The organism is Pseudidiomarina sp. (assembly GCF_033722695.1).
In the GTDB taxonomy this organism is placed as follows: Bacteria; Pseudomonadota; Gammaproteobacteria; order Enterobacterales; family Alteromonadaceae; genus Pseudidiomarina.
Map to the genome: position 1 here is coordinate 1 of NZ_JAWVYM010000016.1, position 21,068 is coordinate 21,068.

A 21,068-nucleotide genomic window follows, 5' to 3' on the forward strand; every position below is an offset into this window, starting at 1 on the left:
AACCACCTGATCCATTCCGAACTCAGTAGTGAAACGCTTCAGCGCCGATGGTAGTGTGGGGTCTCCCCATGTGAGAGTAGGACACCGCCAGGCTTCAAATAACGAAAGCCCCTGTCAGATGACAGGGGCTTTTTTTATGTCTGAAAGCTTTATCTATCTCTCAATGGTATAGAAGATGTCACCACCCTGGCTTTCACTACTGGTGGCTGATTCAATAATCAGATGCTCAGTTAACTTATAACGAATGAAGAACGTATTGGTATCCTGAAATATCCCCATGCCATATTTCACATATAGTTTAGGCGACAGATACTTGCCAATATAAAAAGAAGTCTCCCGGGGATCGCTGGTGGAATCCAGACCAAACTCATCCAGGCCAAAGGCTTCCTGTACCGAACCGCCGATGGCATCAGTCCCGCGAGAACCCAACATTAACAGTGCTTGTAGCTGTAAATCCGGATCAGGAGCCCCGGAACCTGAACCGCGCCCCAAGATCAGGTAAGAAAGAATTTCAGATTCAGGTAGTGCCGGATTCGAAAAGAGTCGGAAGTCCGGAGCTAATAAGGTACCGCCTATCTGAGCACCTACGGTGACTTCATTAGCTGACCCGACGCCGGAAGAAGTTCGGGCTACCCGCAGGTCTAGGCCAGGATTATCAAGCGTGCCGCCATTATAAATAAGTACACCGCGGTCGATAGTCAGACTTTGCCCATAAATAGTGTATTCGCCGTCCACAACTTTAATACTGCCCGTTACTGTCATCGCTCTTTGCGGTTGTTCAGATACCCGAAGGCTGCCCGTGACCTTGCCGGTAAAGCCATAGGCCTCCACTAAGATATCGTCTCCGAGACTGATCCGTACCGTCGCATGAACCGGATAAATAGCGTCGTCAGTAAGTATTACAGGTTCACCATTGCTCACAACTTGCACATCATCTGAGCGGCTAACCAGCTGGTCACCAAGGTCCGGCTGGTCGATTCTCGCATAAGGAATATGAACCGAGCCCTCCACATTAATTTGTTGGTTCCTTACCTTAATACTAAGATCCGGATTTACGTCGACCCGCGCTGAGGGCAGCTGTACAGCACGGAAATCCTCGCCTTTCACCTGCAGCTCAAGCACCCGGTTTAATGGCTCAATAAAACCATCAATGGTTATCCAGCCATCGCCGGAGCGCGCCTGGCCGGTGATCTCCAGCTGCTCAGCGTTCTGGGCGCGATCAATAGCAGCTATCTTGACGTTAGTTAATAGCAGCCCACTTTGCGCGAAACCAATTTCATCCGCAGCAAGTTCCAGTGAGCCCTGTACTTGCGGCTGGTGTAATGTTCCACTTACCCGGACAGTCCCTATAGCCGTAGCGCCCTCATAACGTAGATCCGGAAGAACCCACTGCAGTAACGTCAGATCATTAAGCGAAAGATCTAAAGAGCCTTCAAGCTGCTGGGTCGTGGTCAGATTATGGAGGCTAAAGTCGCCATAGGCGCTGCCCAGATCGTCGTCCAGCTTCGCCAAAGCAGTAGCAGTCACCAGTTCGCTGCTGCCGTCCCATAGTAACTCCCAGAACGACAGACGGCTGCTGAGCTCCTCGTCTAAAGCAACAAATACCGTATTTTCGCTATATAAGCGTCCACTGGTGGAGTGAATCTGCATTGAATCCGGAACTATGCGGGTCGTACTTCTCAGCTGCAACGTACCCGTTACCCGCTCCGCGGCCGCTTCAGTCCGGAGCCGGTTAAGCAATTGCAATGGTAAGCGTTCGCCAGCGACTGCGACTTCCAGCAAGTCTTCTTGTGGCTGGGCGTTAATGCAAATTTCAGCGGGGTTCTGTTGGCCTTGATAGAGACACAAGTCCGCAACGGTAAGCTGGCTTAGCGGACTGCGTGTATCCAGCCGGATGGTCGCGGGTTGCTGGTTGCTCCAGCGTCCCAGCTCGGCTGTATTAAGATCAAGCGTATTTATTTCGATGGCCAGCTTTTCTTGGTAATGACCACTTATGCGTCCTTTTAATGTCGCGCTGGTTTCGATCATCGTATCGCCCAGCCATTGCGACAAATCAGGCACGGACAGTTCAATGTCGAGAGCGTCCTGACTGCTGATAACGCCATTAGCGATAAGCCGGGTCTCACCGGAGATCAGCCGCAACCCATCAGCGGTAATTTTGCCGTTGGCAATCGCTATCCGGCCTTCGGCTGAAATCGGATAACCTCCGTCAGCGGCAGGAATAGTGGTATTAGCTTCATCAATATCCAGGGTTAGTGCTAAGCCATTTTTCCAGTCAATTTCACTGCTGGCTTTTACGTTAAAGTCCTTATGGGTTGCCTCAAGGGCCGCGAGGTTAAGTGACGTGGTACTGCCGTTACCGGTCAGGCGCACGGCAATGGGATTATCGTCAAGCGCCAGTACACCACCCTGCAGCTGCAGCTGATAGCTGTCAATTCGGCCGCTCACGTTACCATCCACTGCTGTTAGCTGCAGTTGCCGCTCATTGGTCCGATAGGGCAGTTGCAGGTCATTCGCATTGGCGGACAATTCGAACCGAGTCTGCTCGGGAGCCTCCGCCAACATAAGGTAATTGCTAATGCGCCCACTGAGTTCAATGGAACCCCCGGCAGGGCTCACCGGAGCTAATCTGAACTGGCGTAGCTCTACCTGGTTCTGGTTAAGATCTAAAGTTGCGGTTATCAGACTGTCGCGCACCAGTTGGCGGATGTCTTCGGGTTGATCGGCAACCAGGGTTTCAGTAAAGAGCCGCGCCGGAAGTTCATTAACCACCAGTTTCGCCTGCCACTGCGGGTTTGACATCGGCTCGTTTACGCTGGCCTCCAAACTGTTGTTACCGGAGCCCTCATCCACCTTAAAGCGACTACTTAGTGTGAGTTGCTCTAAGTCTCCGCTAACATCGGCTGAGCCTGTCAATTGCTGCACCTTAGCAGGCGCTTCAAAATTACTCAGAGCCCAGTCGGCGCGCAGCGACAGCGCGTAACTATCGGCCATCTCCAGCTCGCCGTCAGCGGTTAACTGCAGTTGCCGGTGATCAAGTTCAAACGTCTGCACGGCAATGTTGGTCTGGTGCCAGCGAAGTTCGGCGTAAAGCCGGTTTATGTGCTGCTGTTGTTCATCATAACGGTACTCAATGTTTGTTACCTCAAGTTGCTTCACCTTGAGCAACCATGGCATGGATATCACCGGTAACGATACCATTTGATCAGGTTCTGAACCGGCTGGTTCAGCCGATTGAATAACATTTACCCCGCTGGCCTGCAGGCGCTCCACGCTAAGCCTCTGGTCAAACAGGTCGGTTGGCGTCCAGCGCAGTGTCAGTTCGTTAATCTGGACATCCAGTTGCCCCGGAGTATAGCGAATATCACCCAGCGTCAGCTCACCGAGCAGATTTCCTTCGATACCTTCATAGGTTAGCGGCAGCTCAGCATATGAAATACCCTGATTGATTAAAAAGCGTGAGCCGTTTGTTGTCATTAGCAGGATACCGGCTACTGTTGGTATCAGAATAAAGAGTCCGACGATGATCCAGGATAACCACTTTATATATCTCATAGATCTGGCCCCAGCGTCAGGTGAATTCGCCACGGGTTGCCCGGCTCGTCAACCGCTTGCGCTACGTCGAAACGCACCGGACCGATGGGGGAGATCCAGCGAACGCCGATGCCGTAGCTTTGCTTAATAGTCACCGGCCAATCCATAAAGCTGTTACCAAAATCACTGAATACCGCAAGCCGCCAGGATTCCGCAACCCTGTAGTCAAACTCGACGCTGCCGGTAGCCAGATAGCGGCCACCGATAACCACGCCCTCTTCATTTCTTGGACCCAACTGCTCGAATTCATAGCCCCGGACACTATAGTCACCGCCAGCGAAGAATCGAAGCGACGGCGATAGTACCGAGAAATCGCTCACTGCCATGCCGCCAAGTTCACCCCGTAGCAACATACGAAACTTGTCAGTGTAGCTATGTACCCATTTCGCCGAGAGCTGGGCTGATACAAAACTGGTTTCGGATAGGACAGATGAACTTGCACCTTGTACGTAAGCGCTTATGCGATAACCATCTTCGACGAGGTTACGGTTATCCCCGAGGCTGGTGCTTTCCACCAGGCTGACTTCCACCGATGGTATTAAGAAATTTGACGAGCGGGTGGGCTGATCGCCAAAGGCAAAATCTTCACGCTGCCAGCCAAGCTGGTAGGTTCGTTGCCAGTTATTAAAGTGGCGGGTGTCGCGGGCGGTAAAACGATAAAGTGTGGAACGCTGTTCCTGGTAGGAGCGGTCCGTTATTTCACCGGTGAGGCTATATTGATCGGTGACCGGATCATTACCGGGAATAATATAACTGACAAACCCCGTGTTCTGTACCTGGGATAGGCGCAGAATACTGTTTAATTTATGGCCTTTGGCGTTAACCCATCGGCGATCAAATCCGACGGTCGCGCGGGCGCCGGTATCTGTGCCGTAGCCGAGACCAAATTGATAGCGGTCACGCTCGTTGGGCTTTATATCGACGGTAATCGGAACTGTGCTGTCCCCCCGATTTTGCCAGTCCGGCGCAACCTCAATGGAACTGAAATACTGACTGCCTGACAGCGCCACCTGCAGGTCCAGTAGTTCGCGTGTCTGAAAAGCATCGCCTTCTTCATAATTGAGAAACCGATGCAGGAAATCATTATTCAGCTCTGAGCAGCAGAAGGTGGTTTCGCCAAACGAATATCGAACGCTGGTATCGTAGTACAGAGTGACGTCCGCAGAGAGATCGGTCAGCTCGACCTGAACCGTCTGTTCGGTAAAGCGAGCGTTATAATAGCCGCGCTCAGTGGCCAGATTGCGTAATCGGGTCTTCAAGGTTTCATAGGCTGAATGACGCAGTATATTCCCTGAGGTCAGACCGTAATCGGTCAATATTTTCTGGAATTTAGGATCGTCCTTACCATCGCCAAGGATGCGGATATCGATTTGATCCAGACGTACAGGTTCACCCGGGGCGATAGAATAGTAAACCTCCCAGTTTGAACCGGTCAGTTCAAGGGATGATTCTATCGTAGGTTTATAGTAACCAAATGGCGCCAGAGCCTCACGAATTTGCTCTTCACCGCGTTGCTGTAAAAAGCGCAAACGGAAGCGGGCCGGCGCAGCTTTGCCGTCAAGTTCCATAATACTAAGGTAGCCCCGGACATTATCCTCAAGTTCGCCATCGACACCTTCAATGGTTACCTTTACTTTCGCGTCCTCTGGAGCGCGTTGCCGCTCTTCAGATTCCTGTGCGAAGCTTGCAGGTATGTGAAGGATGAGTTGGCTTACCAGTAACCAGCCACCAACCGTACCGAGTCGAACCATTAAGTCTCCCGACCAACCTATTGATTTATTAATGAGTATACCAGTTTGCCTTAGAAAATCCGGTGAAAAAAACGGCAATCAGCTGAACTAGCGGTAAAATCGCTTGCCTGGCAAGTATCTGCCAGTATAATTCGGAGTCTGTTTGCAGGGGTGTAGTTCCAATTGGTAGAACAGCGGTCTCCAAAACCGACGGTTGGGGGTTCGAATCCCTCCACCCCTGCCACTTTTCTGGCAGCCGCGAATACGCTAAGCTGGCATCTATGAAAGAATCTAGTCCAACATCTCTTTTTTCACCAGCACAACAGCGCGCCATGGCAGCGTTGGGGTTGCGCCTTTGGGTCCCGCGGCAAACCAATTCAACAAACCTGACAGTTCCTCCCAGATATTACTATCGTTTGCATGACTGGCTGATCATCATGCCATCAGCAATACCTGTTACCGGCTTTTCCTGGTTAAACGACCTATGTGTCACCCTCGCCGACGGTGACGGTGTAATAAAGCCCACTGAAGTTACTGCTGCAGTTCATCAGCAATGGGATGCTAAGCGCGTTATTGATTTGGCTGAATGGCAGGGCGAGCAACTAAACGCGCTGCAAAAGCGTGAAATATGGCAGCTAATCAGTCAGTAATCGGGCCACTTAGCTGGTCTGCAGCTGTTAACGAGCTGGAGCAATTAGCAAGCCCTTATCCGTGGTCCGAAGCAGCCTTAGAATCCTGTTTCGGTGATAGTTATCAGAACTGGGAGCTGAGAACCTCCGGCAGCGTATTGGTGGGGTATGCCATCACCCAAAAGGTTGCTGATGAACTGACCATCATGAATATAGCGGTACACCCTGACTTCCGTCGGCGCGGTTATGCCCGTCAGTTAGTTGAGTGGGTAAAGGAGCAGGCATGGCGAGCGGGCTGCACGTTATGGCTGGAAGTTCGCGCCTCAAACGGGGCGGCGATTGCACTCTATAAGGCCGCTGGTTTTAGCGAAGCTGGCGTCCGTAAAGCTTATTATCCCACCAGGACGGGTACCGAGGATGCTTTAGTTATGCGCTGGTCAAATAATTGTGATGATCCGCGCAAAACTTGTCTTTAATCAACTCCAGAAATTTCCTCATATCGGGGTCAGCGATAGAATAGTAAATAGTCTGGCCTTCTTTGCGGAAAATCAGTAGCCCCTGCTGGCGGAGCACGGCCAGGTGCTGAGAAAAAGCTGAGGCACTGTGGGGAAAAAACTGATTTAACTGACTTACACTTTTTTCGCCGCTGGTTAAGTAACAGAGGATTTGTAAGCGATGCTCATTAGCCAGCGAACGTAAGAATCGAGCAGCAAATTTGGCTTCATCTTGCTGCATTTGACCAAGCGGCAGTGTATCCATAATTATTCGTACTCATATTTATTAAATTTAAGAGGTCGAACTGTATAGTTTAAATAATATACAGCGAGATTAGCACTAACTGATTGTTGGCTCCATATGATCTTTGGCCATTCGGCCAAAACTTGGTTTGATATCAAGAAAAGAGTAAGCTGATGGCCGACTAACAACATGAACTCACCCAATGACTAAACAAATTCAAAATGATGCGTCTGCGCATTTGAAACAGCAGGCAAAATTAGCAAGTGAGCGTGCCTACGCGCCGTTCAGTAACTTTCCTGTCGGTGCCGCATTAGAGCTGAATAACGGTGAAATTATCACCGGTTGCAATGTTGAAAACTCCTCCTACGGACTGTCCAACTGTGCCGAGCGGACTGCTATTTTTACGGCTATTGCCCAGGGTTATAAAGGCGCTGACATTCGGTCAGTGACCATTTATATTCCAGGCGCTGAGGCAGTTGCACCCTGTGGCGCCTGCCGGCAGGTGCTGGCTGAGTTTTTGGCCAGTGATACGCCGATATTTTCTACCAGCGACGGCCAGGAACGGCAATGGCAAATGAAAGAACTGCTGCCAGATGCTTTCAGTTTTAATGTAGCAACCCACCGGAAGTAGACCGCGATGGAATTAAAACAAGCTGCCCGCAGCGCGCTGGCGATGATGGACCTGACCAGCCTGTCAACTACTGACAACCGGCAAACGATTAGCGATTTATGTAACCAGGCACACAGCGAATTTGGCGCTCCGGCGGCACTCTGTGTTTACCCGGAATGGGTGATCTGGGCCAGGCAGGAGCTCGACCGACTGGGTTTGGCTGAGGTCCGTATTGCGACAGTCACAAACTTTCCCGATGGTAGTTCGCAAATCCAGCGCGCCGTCGCTGAAACTGAGCGGGCGGTGGCTGCCGGTGCTGATGAAGTGGATGTGGTCTTTCCCTGGCAGGCGCTGCTGGCCGGAGACCGCAACGCAGGCGCAGAACTGGTGCGGCTATGTAAGAGAGCTTGTGGCGAACAGGCACAGTTAAAAGTCATTATTGAAAGTGGAGAACTCCAGAGCCCTGCTCATATCCGTGCTGCGAGCGAAATTGCAATTGGTGCTGGAGCCGACTTTATCAAGACCTCCACCGGCAAAGTTTCCGTTAACGCGACGCCAGAAGCTGCTGCCGTAATGCTTAACGCAATTAAAGAATCCGGGCGCCAATGCGGCTTTAAAGCCGCTGGCGGCGTGAAAACTGCCGCTGACGCCCGTATTTATTTGCAACTGGCTAGCGACATTATGGGCAGTGACTGGGTTACTCCAGAGCATTTCCGCTTTGGCGCCAGTAGTCTGTTAACTAATCTGATTGCCTTGCTGAGCGGCCGCGAAGACAGTATACAAAAAGGATATTAGATGTTTTTACCGCAGGAAATTATTCGTTGTAAGCGTGATGGTGGTGAGCTGAGCCGGGCACAAATCGAATTCTTCGTAACAGGACTGACAGCGGGTTCTATCTCTGAGAGCCAGATTTCAGCCCTGGCCATGGCGATTTTTTTTCAGGGCATGAGCCCCGCGGAAAAAGTGGCGCTGACCCTTGGCATGCGTGATTCAGGAACTGTGCTTAACTGGCAGTCGCTGCACCTTGATGGGCCAGTACTGGATAAACATTCAACCGGCGGTGTTGGTGATGTCGTGAGCCTGATGCTGGGGCCAATTATTGCCGCTTGTGGCGGTTATGTGCCCATGATCTCCGGACGTGGGCTGGGTCATACCGGCGGTACGCTGGATAAGATGGAATCGATTCCGGGCTATCAGGCTAAGCCGGATCTGGAACGTTTTAAGCAAGTCGTAAAAGAAGTGGGTGTGGCTATTATTGGCCAGACCGGGCAGTTAGCGCCGGCCGATCAGAAGTTCTATGCTACCCGCGATATTACCGCCACGGTTGAGTCGATACCCCTGATTACCGCCTCTATTTTATCCAAGAAACTGGCCGCTGGACTCGATGGGCTGGTGCTGGATGTTAAAACCGGTAACGGTGCGGTTATGAACGAACATGAGCGTGCCCGCGAGTTGGCTCACAGCCTGGTTACTGTTGCGCAAGGCGCCGGCTTGAACACCAGTGCGGTATTAACAGATATGAATCAGGTGCTGGCTGCCTCAGCTGGCAATCGTATTGAAGTTCATGAAGCCATTCGCTATCTGCGGGGCGACTTCCGCGCACCACGACTTCATCAGGTTACCATAGAGTTGGCAGCAGAGATGCTGGTACTTGGTGGGCTCGCGGATAATCTTGCCACCGGCCGCAAGAAGGCACAGGTAGCACTGGATTCTGGTGCTGCGGCTGAATCCTTCGCGAAAATGATTACAGCGCTGGGAGGTCCGGCAGACTTACTGGATAACTACCGGCAGCATCTGCCACTGGCGCCGGTTGGAAAGCCTGTGTTTGCAGCCGAAGCGGGCATTATTCAGCAGATCGATACCCGAGCTGTCGGCATGACTGTGGTAGCGCTGGGCGGTGGTCGCCAGCGTACGAGTGACACCCTTGATTTTGACGTCGGCCTGGAGCAGATTCTGGGGATTGGAGCAACTGCAGATAATCAAACGCCGCTGGCGATGCTTTATGCCCGCGACGAAGCGCAATGGCAGCGGGCTGCCCGGCAGTTGCAGGAGGCCTTTACCACCGGCAATGCCACGCCGGAACAACAGCCGGTTATTTACCAGCGTATTACTGAATAGCCAGGAGTCAGCACTATGGCCAGAGCGATTATTGTCGTACTCGATTCATTCGGTATTGGTGCTGCAGCTGATGCTGCGCGCTTCGGCGATGAAGGCGCCGATACCTTTGGTCATATTGCTGAACGTTGTGCGGCCGGAAAAGCTAATGAACAGCGCTCGGGTCCGCTTTATATCCCTAATCTAACCGCGCTTGGTCTTGCTGAAGCCAGCATCGGAGCAACCGGACAGGAGCCTGCAGGTATTGTTAAACCCGACGCCATACTGGGCTGTTACGGCTGGGCGCAGGAGTTGTCCTCGGGTAAGGATACGCCTTCCGGTCACTGGGAAATGGCAGGTGTGCCGGTGTTGTTTGACTGGGGATATTTCCGCCGCAGCACGGATTCATTTCCGCAGGAGCTGCTGGAATCCATAGTGGCGCAGGCGAACCTGCCGGGTTTTCTGGGCAATTGTCAGGCTTCAGGAACTGAGATCATTCAGCGACTCGGGCAGGAGCATGAACGAACCGGGAAGCCCATCTTTTATACCTCGGCTGACTCGGTGTTTCAGATTGCCGCACATGAGCAAAGTTTTGGTCTGAAACGCCTGTACCAGCTTTGTGAGCAGGTGCGCGAATTACTCGAACCTTATAATATAGGACGCGTTATTGCCCGGCCTTTTGTGGGCTCTGGCCCTGCTGATTATAAGCGCACCGGGAATCGGCGTGATTATGCGCTGCCGCCCCCCGCACCAACGATTCTGGACAAGCTGACCGCCAGCGGCGGCGAAGTGATTAGTATCGGGAAAATTGCGGATATTTTTGCCCATCAGGGGATCACCTCAAAGCATAAGGCTACTGGTATCCCGGCGCTGGTCGAAACAACCTTGTCGGTCATGCAGAATGCACCGGAGCAAAGTATTATTTTTACCAACCTGGTCGACTTTGATACGGATTACGGGCACCGCCGCGACGTATCCGGCTACGCCCGGGCCCTTGAACAGTTTGACCTACTTCTGCCGGATCTCATGAACGCCCTGCGGCCGGACGATGTATTGATTTTGACTGCGGACCACGGCTGCGATCCCACCTGGCCGGGCACCGATCATACCCGTGAGTATGTGCCGGTTCTGGTGTTTGGTCAAAAGGTTGCTCCCGGTTCAATGGGGCGCCGTGAAACTTTTGCCGATATTGGCCAGAGCATTGCCACCTGGCTCGCTCTTGAGCCGTTGGATTACGGCAAATCCTTTCTTAATAAGGCATAACCACGCCCGCTTAGCGGCGTCATTGAAAACTACTCCGCTACCGCAGTTGCTGCACGCCGCTAAGTGCTGCGGCAGCCTGGACTGACACCATTTATGCCCAAGCTGACAAGAGATTAAGTGGGCTGGCGTTGGGTACGCCGGCTGGATCAAAAGTTATAATGACCTGGTGCAAGGTTTCGCTGTCGCTGGTTGCGATAAGATACCCTAGGTTGGGAAGCAAAAATCTTTGCCTATACAGAAGCCGCTGGCAGCGCCAGAGCGAGCTATAGGGGATTGCCTAAGTGATCATTAGAAATTTTGAGGAATGGAGTTATGGGTACGCCACATATCAGCGCCCGGGCGGGCGATTTCGCCGAGCTTTGTTTGTTTCCGGGAGATCCGTTGCGGGCGAAATATATTGCTGAGTACTTTTTTACCCATCCCAGAGAAGTAAATACCACCCGCAATATGCTGGCTTTCACGGGTAGCTATCGGGGCCAGACCGTGTCGGTAATGGGCAGTGGCATGGGCATTCCATCCTGCACACTCTATGCTACCGAGTTGATCCGCGATTTCGGGGTGCGTAAGCTGGTGCGCGTGGGAACCTGCGGGGCGGTGGCTGCGCAGGTGCAACTGCGGGACATCATTATTGCTCAGGCGGCCTCAACCGACTCAGCATTTAACCGCAACCGCTTTGGTGGTTTCGATCTGGCAGCTATCAGCGACTTTGGTTTGCTACAACAGGTCGTGGCGGCGGCAGAAAAGTCGGCGCAACCGGTACACGTTGGCAACGTGTTCTCTACTGACCGATTCTACAGTGAGCCGGAACTGACAGTGTTACTGCAGCGGTTTGGGATTCTCGGTATTGAAATGGAAGCGGCCGGACTATTCTCAGTCGCCGCTGAGTATGGTGCGAAGGCGCTGGCGGTTTTGAGTGTGTCAGATCATCTGTTGCAGGATACGCACCTGGACGCGGTCACCCGGCAAACTGGCTTTACCGACATGATTGAGCTGACATTAAACGGGCTCGTTACCTGAGTAAACTCTGGTGGGGCCCCATCGGCTATTCTTTATTTGTTTATCCCGGCAGGATCGGCGAAAATACGCCTATCAGTTAAAAGACCAGGAAGACAAAGAGTAATGCCCAATAGTGCCCTGCAGAAAGAAGTAGCAAAACGCCGTACCTTCGCCATTATTTCGCACCCGGATGCTGGTAAAACCACCATCACCGAGAAGGTGTTGCTGCATGGTCAGAAGCTGCTGAAAGCGGGAACGGTAAAGGGCAAAAAATCTGGTCAGCATGCCAAGTCAGACTGGATGGAAATGGAAAAAGAGCGGGGCATCTCGGTCACCACTTCGGTTATGCAGTTTCCCTACCGCAACGCTCTGGTCAACCTGCTGGATACCCCCGGTCACGAAGATTTCTCGGAAGATACTTACCGCACCCTGACGGCGGTGGACTCCTGCCTGATGGTTATAGATGGCGCTAAGGGTGTTGAGGATCGCACCATCAAGCTGATGGAAGTCACGCGGTTACGTGACACGCCGATTATTACCTTCATGAACAAACTGGATCGGGATATCCGCGATCCGCTCGAGTTGCTTGATGAAGTTGAGCGCATCCTCAACATTATGTGCGCTCCGATTACCTGGCCGATTGGCTCAGGGAAAAATTTCAAAGGTGTTTATCATCTCATCAAGGATCAGGTGATCTTCTATAAAACCGGCCAGGGACACCGGATTCAGGAAGTCGATGTGGTTGACGGACTGGATAATCCCGAGCTGGATCGGCGCCTGGGTGACTACGCAAAAGATCTGCGTGAACAGATTGAACTGGTCCAGGGAGCCTCTAATGAATTCGATAGCGAACTCTTTCTGGCTGGCGAGCTGACCCCGGTCTATTTTGGCACTGCCTTAGGTAATTTCGGCGTTGATCACATGCTCGACGGTCTGGTGGAGTGGGCTCCGCGGCCGTTGTCACGGGAAACCGATGACGGCCGCAAAGTATCAGCGGCGACGCCGGGCTTCTCAGGTTTTATTTTTAAAATTCAGGCTAATATGGATCCCCGCCATCGTGATCGGGTGGCCTTTATGCGCATTGTGTCTGGTCAGTACCAACAGGGTATGAAGATGTACCAGACCCGGCTGGGCAAAGAGGTTCGGATCGCCGATGCGCTGACGTTCCTGGCCGGTGATCGTGAACATGTAGACGAAGCGTATCCGGGCGACATCATCGGGCTGCATAATCATGGCACCATACAGATCGGCGATACCTTTACCGCGGGTGAACAGTTTAAATTCAGTGGGATTCCGAATTTTGCGCCGGAGCTGTTCCGCCGGATCCGTCTCAAAGATCCGCTAAAGCAGAAGCAGCTACTAAAAGGCCTGGTGCAGCTATCCGAAGAAGGCGCGGTGCAGGTATTCCGCCCCTTGGCGAACAACGATCTGATTGTCGGCGCTGTGGGTGTGCTGCAGTTCGATGTGGTGGTTCACCGGCTGCGCTCAGAATATAACGTTGATGCAGTGTACGAAAACATTAACGTCGCGACCGCCCGCTGGGTTACCGCTGACGATGAGCGCAAGCTGGACGAGTTTCAGCGCAAGGCAAATGCCAACCTCGCACTTGATGGCGGGGACAATCTAACCTATATAGCACCAACTATGGTCAATCTGAATCTGGCCATGGAACGTTATCCGGATATCACCTTTAGCCATACCCGGGAGCATTAACGCATGAGTTATCTGTTCGATACGCACTGTCATCTGGATTTTGAGGATTTCGATGCGGATCGGGCAGAGGTGCTCGAACGCGCCGCGCAAGCGGGGATCCGCACTATTATGATCCCGGGCGTAAGCCGGAAGCAAAGCCAACGTGAACAGGTCCATCATCATGAGGTTTTATTGCTCTATGGTTTCGGTTTGCATCCTTACTTTATCGACCAGCATTGTGCGGGTGATCTGGACTGGATAGGTGAGCAATTAGACGCTCATCCCGGCGCGCCGGTCGGTGAGATTGGTCTGGATGCGACCTGTGCGGACTATAAGCTGCAACAAAAACTATTTCGGGATCAGGTGCAATTTGCAGCAGATTTTCAGCGGCCCCTCATTTTACATCACCGTAATAGTCAGGCTGATTTGCTGGAGATAATTCGTTCCATGCGCGATCAATTGCCGGCTCTTGCCGGTGTGTTACACGCATTCAGCGGTAGTGCGGAACAAGCGCAGCAATGGCAGGAACTCGGCTTTAAGTTGGGTGTTGGTGGCACTATCACATACGAGCGGGCCAGCAAAACCCGCGATGCTATTGCCCGCAGTAAACTTAATGGGCTGGTACTGGAAACCGATGCGCCGGATATGCCGGTGTGTGGCCATCAAGGGCAGCGCAATGAACCACTGCGCTTGCTGGAGGTACGAAAATCCTTGCTCGGATTGCGGAGTGAATCTGAAAATGAAGTCGATGCGGCGCTATGGGAAGGTAGTCAGGAAGTCTTTGCTGGCGCCTTTGCCAGCGCTGAACGATCCGGTCGGCGATAACGCCAGCGATTGAAAGTCACCGCAATAAAGACCCCAGCCAGCAGCGCAAAGCCCAATAAAAACTGGCCGTAGTAACTCAGGTAGGCATGGGTTTTAATCGGTGCGGCCAGTAGCTGACGCTCATCGACCGTCAGTTGCAGATAGCCGGAAATCTGCGAACCATCGCGAATTTCCTCGACCATGACAAAAGGCCGGCTGCCTCTAACTGCCGGACTCGTTGCCGCCCGGCTGGTAAGGCTCTGTCCGTAGCGATTCTTAACAGCAGCGGCGAGAAACATCGGGCGCTGACTGATATCATCAACCAGTTTCTGTAGTCGATCAGTATCATCTTGCGTCAGCCAGTACTGCGCCTCATGCGCGGCCTGTTGCGCGGTCAGCCGCAATAACTGCTGACTGTGCTGCTGCAGTTCCTGCATACTGGTGGTTTGCATAGTGCTCCACAAGTGTTCAATAACAAGAATTAGCAGCACAGCCAGTGCAAATCGACGCAGGCGCCGATAGACAAGCTGTGTGATATTGATAACATGGCGTGAGGTACTGTTCATGCAGCAAATATACGCTGTCGCCTGCTATACGGGCAACCCATTTAGCAGCAAATAACCGGAAATAAGGAATCTGCCCGCAATGATCGACTTATCCAGGCCTGGTCTAATCGTGTTTGATATGGACTCCACCCTGATCACCATCGAGTGTATTGACGAAATAGCGGGCCTGGCAGGGCGTAAAGCTGAAGTTAGTGCGATTACCGAAGCGGCAATGCGCGGGCAGCTCGATTTTGCAGCTAGTTTGCAGCAACGGGTCCAGGTGCTGGCCGGGGTCGCTGAGACAGAGCTGACTACCTTGTTCGATCCTATTCCTGTCAGCCCCGGCGCGGCCGAACTGATCGCGTGGTTTAAGCAACTGGGCTGGAAGACCGCTGTGGTTTCCGGAGGCTTTACCTGGTTTACCCAAAAACTGCGGGCTGCGCTAAAACTGGATGCAGATATTGCCAATCAGCTGGAATGGTATCAGCAGCAATTAACCGGTCGTGTCAGCCTGCCGATTGTAGATGCGCAGGTTAAGGCAGACAGTCTGCGACAACTGGCGCAACGTTGGCAGATTGATATCACCAATACCATAGCGGTCGGCGATGGTGCCAACGATATACCCATGCTTCAGGCCGCAGGTTTGGGCGTAGCCTTTTGTGCTAAGCCGAAGCTTAAGGAAATCGCTGACATCGTAATAGAATCACCAGATTTGATGCTGCTGAAAACACAACTGGAACAACGAGTGAATCATCATGGCAAAAGCTAAAACAGCTTATGTGTGTAACGATTGTGGCGCCGACTTCGTGCGCTGGCTGGGGCAGTGCACCGAATGTAAAGCCTGGAACACCATTACCGAAGTAAGATTATCGCCGCAGAAAAGTAGCATAAGCACCGACCGCCGCGGCTTCGCGGGGGCTACCTCCGCCCAGGTACAAACTTTGAGTGATGTGAATCTGGATGACGTGCCGCGCTTTAGCAGCGCCTATCAGGAATTGGATCGGGTGCTTGGCGGCGGCATTGTGCCTGGCTCGGCGATACTCATTGGCGGTTCACCCGGTGCCGGTAAAAGTACGTTGCTATTGCAGGTTATGTGTAAACTTGCCGAGCAAGTTACCGCGCTTTATGTAACCGGTGAAGAGTCGCTGCAGCAAGTGGCGTTGCGGGCGCGTCGGCTGGGGTTGCCGGTAGATAAGCTGAGGATGCTGGCCGAGACTTCGGTGGAGACAATATGCAACCTGGCGGATCGGGAAAAGCCCAGGGTGATGGTAATTGATTCGATTCAGGTGATGCATCTGGCCGATATTCAGTCGGCTCCAGGCAGCGTTGCACAGGTACGCGAATCCGCGGCTTTTTTGACCCGTTATGCCAAGCAAAACGGCGTAGCGATTTTCATGGTCGGCCATGTGACCAAAGAAGGCTCGCTGGCTGGGCCCAAGGTGCTGGAACACTGTATTGACTGTTCGGTGATGCTCGAAGGCTCGGCAGATTCGCGTTTTCGTACCTTACGGGGTAGTAAGAACCGCTTTGGCCCAGCCAATGAGCTTGGTGTATTTGCGATGACCGGGCAAGGGTTGCGGGAAGTCAGTAACCCGTCAGCGATCTTTCTGCAGCGTGGTGAAGAGCATGGCAGCGGTTCAGTTGTTATGGTGATTTGGGAAGGAACCCGGCCGCTGTTAGTTGAACTACAAGCCCTGGTTGATGCTTCGCAGCTGGCTAACCCGCGCCGGGTAGCCGTGGGAACCGAAACCACGCGGCTGGCGATGTTACTGGCGGTACTGCACCGGCATGGCGGTTTGCATATGTCGGATCAGGATGTCTTTGTTAATGTGGTTGGCGGCGTTCGGGTAACTGAAACCGGAGCAGATCTGGCCTTACTGCTGGCTATTGTTTCCAGCTTCCGTGAAGTCGCTTTGCCGCGCGACTTGATTGTTTTTGGCGAAGTCGGTTTGTCCGGCGAAATCAGACCCGTGCAAAACGGTCTGGCACGGCTCAATGAAGCGGCTAAGCATGGTTTCACGCGCGCGATCGTTCCTTCTGCTAACCGCCCGAAAGAAGCCGTTCCAGGCATGACAGTAACCGCAGTAAAAAGCTTGCAGGAAGCACTGGACGCATTATGAGGTGGTATGCGCGCGCTCTGATGCTGCTGCTTATTTTTGCTGCCATGCCGGTGTTGGCTCAGCGCATAGTCGTGCTGAATCCCTGTTACGATGAGTGGTTGCCCCAGTGGCTGCCAGCCAGTTGGCAGATCATCCCATCCGACGCACATAAAAACCGACTGGAGACCATTACCGGGTTGCGGCCGACAGTGGTGGTAGCGGGCAGCTTTACCGATCACCGGTTACTTACAGCGCTGCGAGAGTTCAGCAAAATAATAGTGATTCAACAGCCGTCAGACTTGGCGCAGTGGCACGATGAAGTGCTGCGCGCGGCGCAGTTGCTTGATCAGCAGCAGGCTGCGCAGCAGTGGCTCGGTCGGCAGCAGCAACAATTGAATGAGGCCGCCGCGAATCACCCCCAATCGGTACTTATTATCATGCCTAACCAGTTTACCTGGGGCCCGGACAGCTGGACGGGGAATTTGCTCAGAGCCTATCAGATTCCTCTGGTAACACCGCTTGAACGGGGGCAATTGGGGCAGTTAAATCTGGAACAACTGTTGGGCCTGACGCCAGAGCGGGTGGTGGTTGAGGGATTTTCAGAAGACTACGCCCGGGCCCAGGACTGGCTGTGGCACAGTGCAGTCAGCCATTGGCTGAAGGGGCGCGAGCTGAGTTTTGTGGCTCCTGAAGTGGCTGGCTGCCCAGCCGTAAAAGCCGTGGATTACCTGCAGCAGATAGTCGGAAGTACCAGCTGATGAAATTTTTCATAACGAGTATTCTGCTATTACTGGTTGCGGTTATTTATTTAGGAACCGGACATTCGGGTTGGCAAGGCTGGCCAACCTCAGCATTACAACAAGATATTGTTTTCCAAATCCGCTTACCGCGATTGCTGTTGGCAATGGCTAACGGCGTAGCGCTGGGCCTGGCCGGAGCCACTTTGCAGATCATCCTGCGTAACCCGCTGGCTGAGCCGGGTATTACCGGCGTCGCCGGCGGCGCCGCGCTTGCTACGGTATTGGCGATGTATACCGGCTGGCTATTACCGGTAAGCTGGTGGCTACCACTGGTCGGCATGTCTGGCGGTGCAGTCAGCCTGGCGCTGCTGTGGTTAATTGCCGGCGCCAACCCATCAGGTACCCGGCTTATTCTCGGTGGCGTTGCCATTGCCTCGTTCAGCGGCGCACTTATTGCACTGGTGCTAAACCTTGCGCCTAACCCTTTCGCATTTCAGGAGTGGAGCCTGTGGCTCATGGGATCCGTCGCAAACCGGGGCTGGTCGCATTTAGCACTTATGGCTCCATGTGTGCTGGTCGGTGCTTTATTGCTGTTCAGCCAGCGCCAATTTATTACCGCGCACATTTTCGATCCGGCCACGCTGCGATCCCTCGGCTTTAATGCCCGCAGGGCATCGTTACTGGTACTCTTTGCGGTGACCTTGCTGGTTTCAGCTTCCGTAATTACCGCTGGTGTGGTCAGTTTTATTGGCTTACTGGCGCCGCACGCTGTGCGCCTGATCGGTATTCAGCGGCCATACCCGTTACTGGTGTGGAGTGCTGTAGCTGGCGCGTTATTGATGGCTGTTATCGATCTGGTTATCAGGCTAATCCCCACTGCTGTTGAGTTGCAGCTCGGTGTGGTCGCGGCATTTCTGGGCGCGCCTTTACTGGTGATTTTGCTCCGTCGTCCTTATGGAGATAGCGATGCTTGAAGTCAGTGCGCTTAGTGTCAGCGGCCGGTTGGAAAATGTCTCCTGGGCTGCCAACGGCGGTGGGCTGATCGGTATTCTCGGTGCCAACGGTGCGGGAAAATCAACCTTGCTGCAGTGCATGACAGGTCAGTTACAGGCCGATAGCGGTAATTGCTGGTGGCAGCAGCAGCCTATCGCTGATATGCCTGTGCAGGCCCGACGACAGCTTATTTCGTACCTGCCTCAGCATCCTTCAGTCAGTGCCCCGGTATCGGTTAACCATGTGCTGACCACCGGACTTGTTAACCTGCAATTGCCGGTATCGCTGGATGAACGGGTACGACAGGTAGCCCGGGAATTTAACCTGACCGGACTGCTGAGCAGGCCAATCACGCAGCTTTCTGGTGGCGAACAGCGCCGTGTGCATCTGGCCCGATCACTATCGTCAGAAAGCCCGTTGGCGCTATGCGATGAGCCTGTTGCCGGGCTGGATCTCTATTATCAGTTGCGGGTAATGGAGTTACTGAAACAGCGAAGCGATAACGGGCAACTGATATGTATAGCATTGCATGATCTGGCACTGGCGGCCCGCTACTGTGATCAACTGGTGCTGTTACATCAGGGCCGGTTGCTTGCGAGCGGTCAGCCAATGCAGGTGCTGACACCCGAAAATCTGCGGCGCGCTTACGGTATTAAAGCACAATGGTGGTGCGAAGATGGCGGCGTAGCTATGTTGCCGACCTTATGTAAGGAAAACCCTGATGACGAATGTTAAGGCCGGGCTGCTCATGCTACTGGGTATGCCGCTGCTGACTGCTGCTGCGACGGAAGTGATCGAAGTGCGGGGTATTCAGCCGGCGGCCTGGGACAGGCTTTACAGCGACGCGCTTACCAGCGAGGAAATCGACTCAATTAATAGTGTGACTCTGGCCGACTTGCTGTTACAACTGCCGGGTGTCGATGGTAGTCCAACCGCGGCCGGGACGCCGCCGCAGTTATTTATTCAGGGACTTCCTGCCAGTCGCTGGCTGATCATGCTCGACGGCGTACCGCTGCATAGCGCGACCCTGGGTAGTGCGGATCTTAGCTTTATTGAAACCGCGAGCCTGGCACGGGTTGAGATCCTGGCTGGTAGTCTCAGTTCACTTTATGGCAGCCACGGGATGGCGGGCGTAATTCTGCTGACGACTCATAAGGATTCTTCGCGGCTGGCGCTGCAGACCGGTACTCATGGACTGGCGGCAATTAGCGCGAATGTTGCTGGCACCATCGCGGCGCAAACCCGGGGACGCATTGGTTTTAGCCTGCGCTCATGGGACGGCGTCGATCAGCGTGCGCTGCCGGGCACCGAGGATAACGACGGCTTATTCCAGTATACCCTGAGTGCCGGCGCAGAGCATGAGCTCGACAACGACTGGCGGTTACAGTGGCAGGGCCGGGCAGAGCGGCAGCGCCGCGATTATGACAATCGCTGCTACGATAGCCAGAGTTTTGCCCTGGTGGACTGTCAGCCCGAACTGGATCAACGCAGCGAACAGCAACAACTTTCAGCTAGTCGCCGGGCAGATAACGGCCGTGATCAATTGCAACTGAGTTACTGGTCAAACCGCGTAGCCGATCGCGACACTGTGCTACCGGCCGGCAGTTGGTACGGGCAAAATGATAGCTTCGCAACGCGCCGCTGGCACCTCAGTGCTCAACAGCAACGGCTCTGGCAGCGCGATTCTGCTCGGGAGTTTGATGTGGGTTGGGGGTTGTCTGTGGTCGATGAGTCCGCCAGCGGTTCAGCCGTTAGTTACCAGCAAGATGAGCGCACGGTCACTGGTATTTTTGGCCATGCCGGCGTGCAGCATAAAGCGCTTGGAACCCAACTGAGCTGGCGTGTGGAAGACGCGGCCGGACAGGCACTACGGCATGCAGTCAGCTGGCGCACGGCCTGGAGCCCGGCCGGTGCCGGGCTCTGGTCAGTTGAGCTGGGCAGTGGTTTTCAGCGGCCGGGCTTTAATGACCTCTACTGGCCCCAGGGCGGCAATCCCAATCTGGAGGATGAAACCAGTTATGGACTTCAACTGCAGTGGCAGCATGAGATAAAAGGCACTGCCATCAAGTTTTCCGGCTATCTGCGTCAGTTAGATAATCTAATTCAGTGGGTGCCGGATAGCTCCGGCTGGTACTCCGCACAGAATACGGAGGAGGCTGAACTGCGCGGGCTGCGGCTGGAATTGCGGCGTCGTATCGGCCGCATTGGCGTCAGCTCCAGTATCAATTTTGCTGACAGCAGCGACGGTCAGGGCGATCAGTTACCTTTCCGGGCGCGAGAATTCGGCCAATTGCAGTTGGATTACCAGATAGGAGCCTGGAATTGGCTCTGGGATATGCAGTATCGTGGTAGCCGTATCGGTAATCAGCAGCAACTGTCGGGCTACCTGCATCACGACCTGAGGGCGGAAGGTCCGGTAGCCCGCTCTGGCAGACTCACTGTCAGTATTCAAAACCTGTTTAATACCGACGTAGAGTGGCAGTCTGGTTGGCGGGTTCCAGAGCGACAACTGCGTCTGCAGTGGCTCTGGAACTGGTAAAG

Annotated in this window: 19 protein-coding genes, 1 tRNA gene and 1 rRNA gene; 17 read left to right on the top strand and 4 right to left on the bottom strand. The window is 53.6% G+C overall.

Annotated elements, in window-relative coordinates; genetic code table 11:
* Positions 1-93 (top strand): 5S ribosomal RNA (gene rrf / locus R3196_RS07190); the annotation flags it as partial.
* Between the two features lie 60 nt (positions 94-153).
* On the opposite strand, the gene R3196_RS07195 is transcribed toward rrf, so the two are convergent.
* Positions 154-3,555, bottom strand: coding sequence for a translocation/assembly module TamB domain-containing protein (locus R3196_RS07195; RefSeq protein WP_318936097.1), 3,402 nt, complete (start codon positions 3,553-3,555; stop codon positions 154-156).
* Positions 3,552-5,345, bottom strand: coding sequence for an autotransporter assembly complex family protein (locus tag R3196_RS07200; RefSeq protein ID WP_318936098.1), 1,794 nt, complete (start codon positions 5,343-5,345; stop codon positions 3,552-3,554). The genes R3196_RS07195 and R3196_RS07200 overlap by 4 nt, the downstream gene beginning before the upstream one ends.
* 146 nt (positions 5,346-5,491) lie before the next feature.
* Here R3196_RS07200 and R3196_RS07205 point away from each other — a divergent pair.
* From R3196_RS07205 to rimI, 3 genes are all read left to right on the top strand, one after another.
* Positions 5,492-5,568: transfer RNA gene (locus tag R3196_RS07205), tRNA-Trp, on the top strand.
* A gap of 37 nt (positions 5,569-5,605) precedes the next feature.
* Positions 5,606-5,974, top strand: coding sequence for a hypothetical protein (locus R3196_RS07210; RefSeq protein WP_318936099.1), 369 nt, complete (start codon positions 5,606-5,608; stop codon positions 5,972-5,974).
* A complete protein-coding gene (gene rimI / locus R3196_RS07215; protein WP_318936100.1) occupies positions 5,953-6,429 on the top strand; it encodes a ribosomal protein S18-alanine N-acetyltransferase in 477 nt (158 codons plus the stop codon). The genes R3196_RS07210 and rimI overlap by 22 nt, the downstream gene beginning before the upstream one ends.
* Here rimI and R3196_RS07220 read toward each other — a convergent pair.
* Positions 6,380-6,712, bottom strand: coding sequence for a metalloregulator ArsR/SmtB family transcription factor (locus R3196_RS07220; protein ID WP_318936101.1), 333 nt, complete (start codon positions 6,710-6,712; stop codon positions 6,380-6,382). The genes rimI and R3196_RS07220 overlap by 50 nt on opposite strands.
* A gap of 181 nt (positions 6,713-6,893) precedes the next feature.
* Between R3196_RS07220 and cdd the strand changes: the two genes are divergently transcribed.
* The 7 genes from cdd to R3196_RS07255 all read left to right on the top strand — a co-directional run bounded on the left by cdd (position 6,894) and on the right by R3196_RS07255 (position 14,171).
* A complete protein-coding gene (gene cdd / locus R3196_RS07225; RefSeq protein ID WP_318936102.1) occupies positions 6,894-7,322 on the top strand; it encodes a cytidine deaminase in 429 nt (142 codons plus the stop codon).
* 6 nt (positions 7,323-7,328) lie between these two features.
* Positions 7,329-8,096 carry a deoxyribose-phosphate aldolase gene (gene deoC, locus R3196_RS07230; protein WP_318936103.1) on the top strand — a complete coding sequence of 256 codons (768 nt, stop codon included), beginning with the start codon at positions 7,329-7,331 and terminating at the stop codon, positions 8,094-8,096.
* Positions 8,097-9,419: a thymidine phosphorylase gene (deoA, locus tag R3196_RS07235; RefSeq protein WP_318936104.1), complete on the top strand. Its 1,323-nt coding sequence runs from the start codon at positions 8,097-8,099 to the stop codon at positions 9,417-9,419.
* 15 nt (positions 9,420-9,434) lie between these two features.
* On the top strand, positions 9,435-10,658 hold the full coding sequence (locus R3196_RS07240; RefSeq protein ID WP_318936105.1) for a phosphopentomutase: 1,224 nt from the start codon (positions 9,435-9,437) through the stop codon (positions 10,656-10,658).
* Between the two features lie 312 nt (positions 10,659-10,970).
* The gene (gene deoD, locus R3196_RS07245; protein ID WP_318936106.1) at positions 10,971-11,675 is read left to right on the top strand and encodes a purine-nucleoside phosphorylase; all 705 of its coding nucleotides are present in this window, start codon (positions 10,971-10,973) and stop codon (positions 11,673-11,675) included.
* Between the two features lie 102 nt (positions 11,676-11,777).
* Positions 11,778-13,367 carry a peptide chain release factor 3 gene (prfC, locus tag R3196_RS07250; RefSeq protein ID WP_318936107.1) on the top strand — a complete coding sequence of 530 codons (1,590 nt, stop codon included), beginning with the start codon at positions 11,778-11,780 and terminating at the stop codon, positions 13,365-13,367.
* 3 nt (positions 13,368-13,370) lie between these two features.
* Entirely contained in the window at positions 13,371-14,171 is an 801-nt protein-coding gene (locus R3196_RS07255) for a TatD family hydrolase (protein ID WP_318936108.1), read from the top strand.
* Here R3196_RS07255 and R3196_RS07260 read toward each other — a convergent pair.
* Positions 14,117-14,602 (bottom strand): hypothetical protein, encoded by a 486-nt coding sequence (locus R3196_RS07260; RefSeq protein ID WP_318936109.1) that lies wholly within the window; start codon positions 14,600-14,602, stop codon positions 14,117-14,119. The two genes, R3196_RS07255 and R3196_RS07260, sit on opposite strands and share 55 nt — an antisense overlap.
* Before the next feature lie 193 nt (positions 14,603-14,795).
* Between R3196_RS07260 and serB the strand changes: the two genes are divergently transcribed.
* From serB to R3196_RS07290, 6 genes are read left to right on the top strand one after another with little or no spacing between them, the layout of a single operon-like run.
* Positions 14,796-15,464, top strand: coding sequence for a phosphoserine phosphatase SerB (gene serB / locus R3196_RS07265; RefSeq protein ID WP_318936110.1), 669 nt, complete (start codon positions 14,796-14,798; stop codon positions 15,462-15,464).
* Complete coding sequence (radA, locus tag R3196_RS07270; protein ID WP_318936111.1) at positions 15,451-16,815, top strand: DNA repair protein RadA; 1,365 nt, start codon at positions 15,451-15,453, stop codon at positions 16,813-16,815. The genes serB and radA overlap by 14 nt, the downstream gene beginning before the upstream one ends.
* Complete coding sequence (locus R3196_RS07275) at positions 16,812-17,552, top strand: ABC transporter substrate-binding protein (protein ID WP_318936112.1); 741 nt, start codon at positions 16,812-16,814, stop codon at positions 17,550-17,552. Before radA ends, R3196_RS07275 begins: the two co-directional genes overlap by 4 nt.
* On the top strand, positions 17,552-18,508 hold the full coding sequence (locus R3196_RS07280; RefSeq protein ID WP_318936113.1) for an iron ABC transporter permease: 957 nt from the start codon (positions 17,552-17,554) through the stop codon (positions 18,506-18,508). The genes R3196_RS07275 and R3196_RS07280 overlap by 1 nt, the downstream gene beginning before the upstream one ends.
* Entirely contained in the window at positions 18,501-19,262 is a 762-nt protein-coding gene (locus R3196_RS07285) for an ABC transporter ATP-binding protein (protein ID WP_318936114.1), read from the top strand. The genes R3196_RS07280 and R3196_RS07285 overlap by 8 nt, the downstream gene beginning before the upstream one ends.
* Entirely contained in the window at positions 19,249-21,066 is a 1,818-nt protein-coding gene (locus tag R3196_RS07290) for a TonB-dependent receptor plug domain-containing protein (RefSeq protein ID WP_318936115.1), read from the top strand. Before R3196_RS07285 ends, R3196_RS07290 begins: the two co-directional genes overlap by 14 nt.
* Positions 21,067-21,068: the final 2 nt, after the last annotated feature.

What these genes read in the sequence shown, in the direction of transcription:
- R3196_RS07220 (WP_318936101.1), bottom strand. Translation starts at nt 6,712, where the DNA reads ATGGATACACTGCCGCTTGGTCAAATGCAGCAAGATGAAGCCAAATTT.
- R3196_RS07255 (WP_318936108.1), top strand. Translation starts at nt 13,371, where the DNA reads ATGAGTTATCTGTTCGATACGCACTGTCATCTGGATTTTGAGGATTTC.
- R3196_RS07210 (WP_318936099.1), top strand. Translation starts at nt 5,606, where the DNA reads ATGAAAGAATCTAGTCCAACATCTCTTTTTTCACCAGCACAACAGCGC.
- prfC (WP_318936107.1), top strand. Translation starts at nt 11,778, where the DNA reads ATGCCCAATAGTGCCCTGCAGAAAGAAGTAGCAAAACGCCGTACCTTC.
- deoD (WP_318936106.1), top strand. Translation starts at nt 10,971, where the DNA reads ATGGGTACGCCACATATCAGCGCCCGGGCGGGCGATTTCGCCGAGCTT.
- R3196_RS07195 (WP_318936097.1), bottom strand. Translation starts at nt 3,555, where the DNA reads ATGAGATATATAAAGTGGTTATCCTGGATCATCGTCGGACTCTTTATT.
- R3196_RS07285 (WP_318936114.1), top strand. Translation starts at nt 18,501, where the DNA reads ATGCTTGAAGTCAGTGCGCTTAGTGTCAGCGGCCGGTTGGAAAATGTC.
- rimI (WP_318936100.1), top strand. Translation starts at nt 5,953, where the DNA reads ATGGCAGCTAATCAGTCAGTAATCGGGCCACTTAGCTGGTCTGCAGCT.
- R3196_RS07200 (WP_318936098.1), bottom strand. Translation starts at nt 5,345, where the DNA reads ATGGTTCGACTCGGTACGGTTGGTGGCTGGTTACTGGTAAGCCAACTC.
- cdd (WP_318936102.1), top strand. Translation starts at nt 6,894, where the DNA reads ATGACTAAACAAATTCAAAATGATGCGTCTGCGCATTTGAAACAGCAG.
- R3196_RS07260 (WP_318936109.1), bottom strand. Translation starts at nt 14,602, where the DNA reads ATGCAAACCACCAGTATGCAGGAACTGCAGCAGCACAGTCAGCAGTTA.
- serB (WP_318936110.1), top strand. Translation starts at nt 14,796, where the DNA reads ATGATCGACTTATCCAGGCCTGGTCTAATCGTGTTTGATATGGACTCC.
- R3196_RS07240 (WP_318936105.1), top strand. Translation starts at nt 9,435, where the DNA reads ATGGCCAGAGCGATTATTGTCGTACTCGATTCATTCGGTATTGGTGCT.
- radA (WP_318936111.1), top strand. Translation starts at nt 15,451, where the DNA reads ATGGCAAAAGCTAAAACAGCTTATGTGTGTAACGATTGTGGCGCCGAC.
- deoA (WP_318936104.1), top strand. Translation starts at nt 8,097, where the DNA reads ATGTTTTTACCGCAGGAAATTATTCGTTGTAAGCGTGATGGTGGTGAG.
- R3196_RS07290 (WP_318936115.1), top strand. Translation starts at nt 19,249, where the DNA reads ATGACGAATGTTAAGGCCGGGCTGCTCATGCTACTGGGTATGCCGCTG.
- R3196_RS07280 (WP_318936113.1), top strand. Translation starts at nt 17,552, where the DNA reads ATGAAATTTTTCATAACGAGTATTCTGCTATTACTGGTTGCGGTTATT.
- deoC (WP_318936103.1), top strand. Translation starts at nt 7,329, where the DNA reads ATGGAATTAAAACAAGCTGCCCGCAGCGCGCTGGCGATGATGGACCTG.
- R3196_RS07275 (WP_318936112.1), top strand. Translation starts at nt 16,812, where the DNA reads ATGAGGTGGTATGCGCGCGCTCTGATGCTGCTGCTTATTTTTGCTGCC.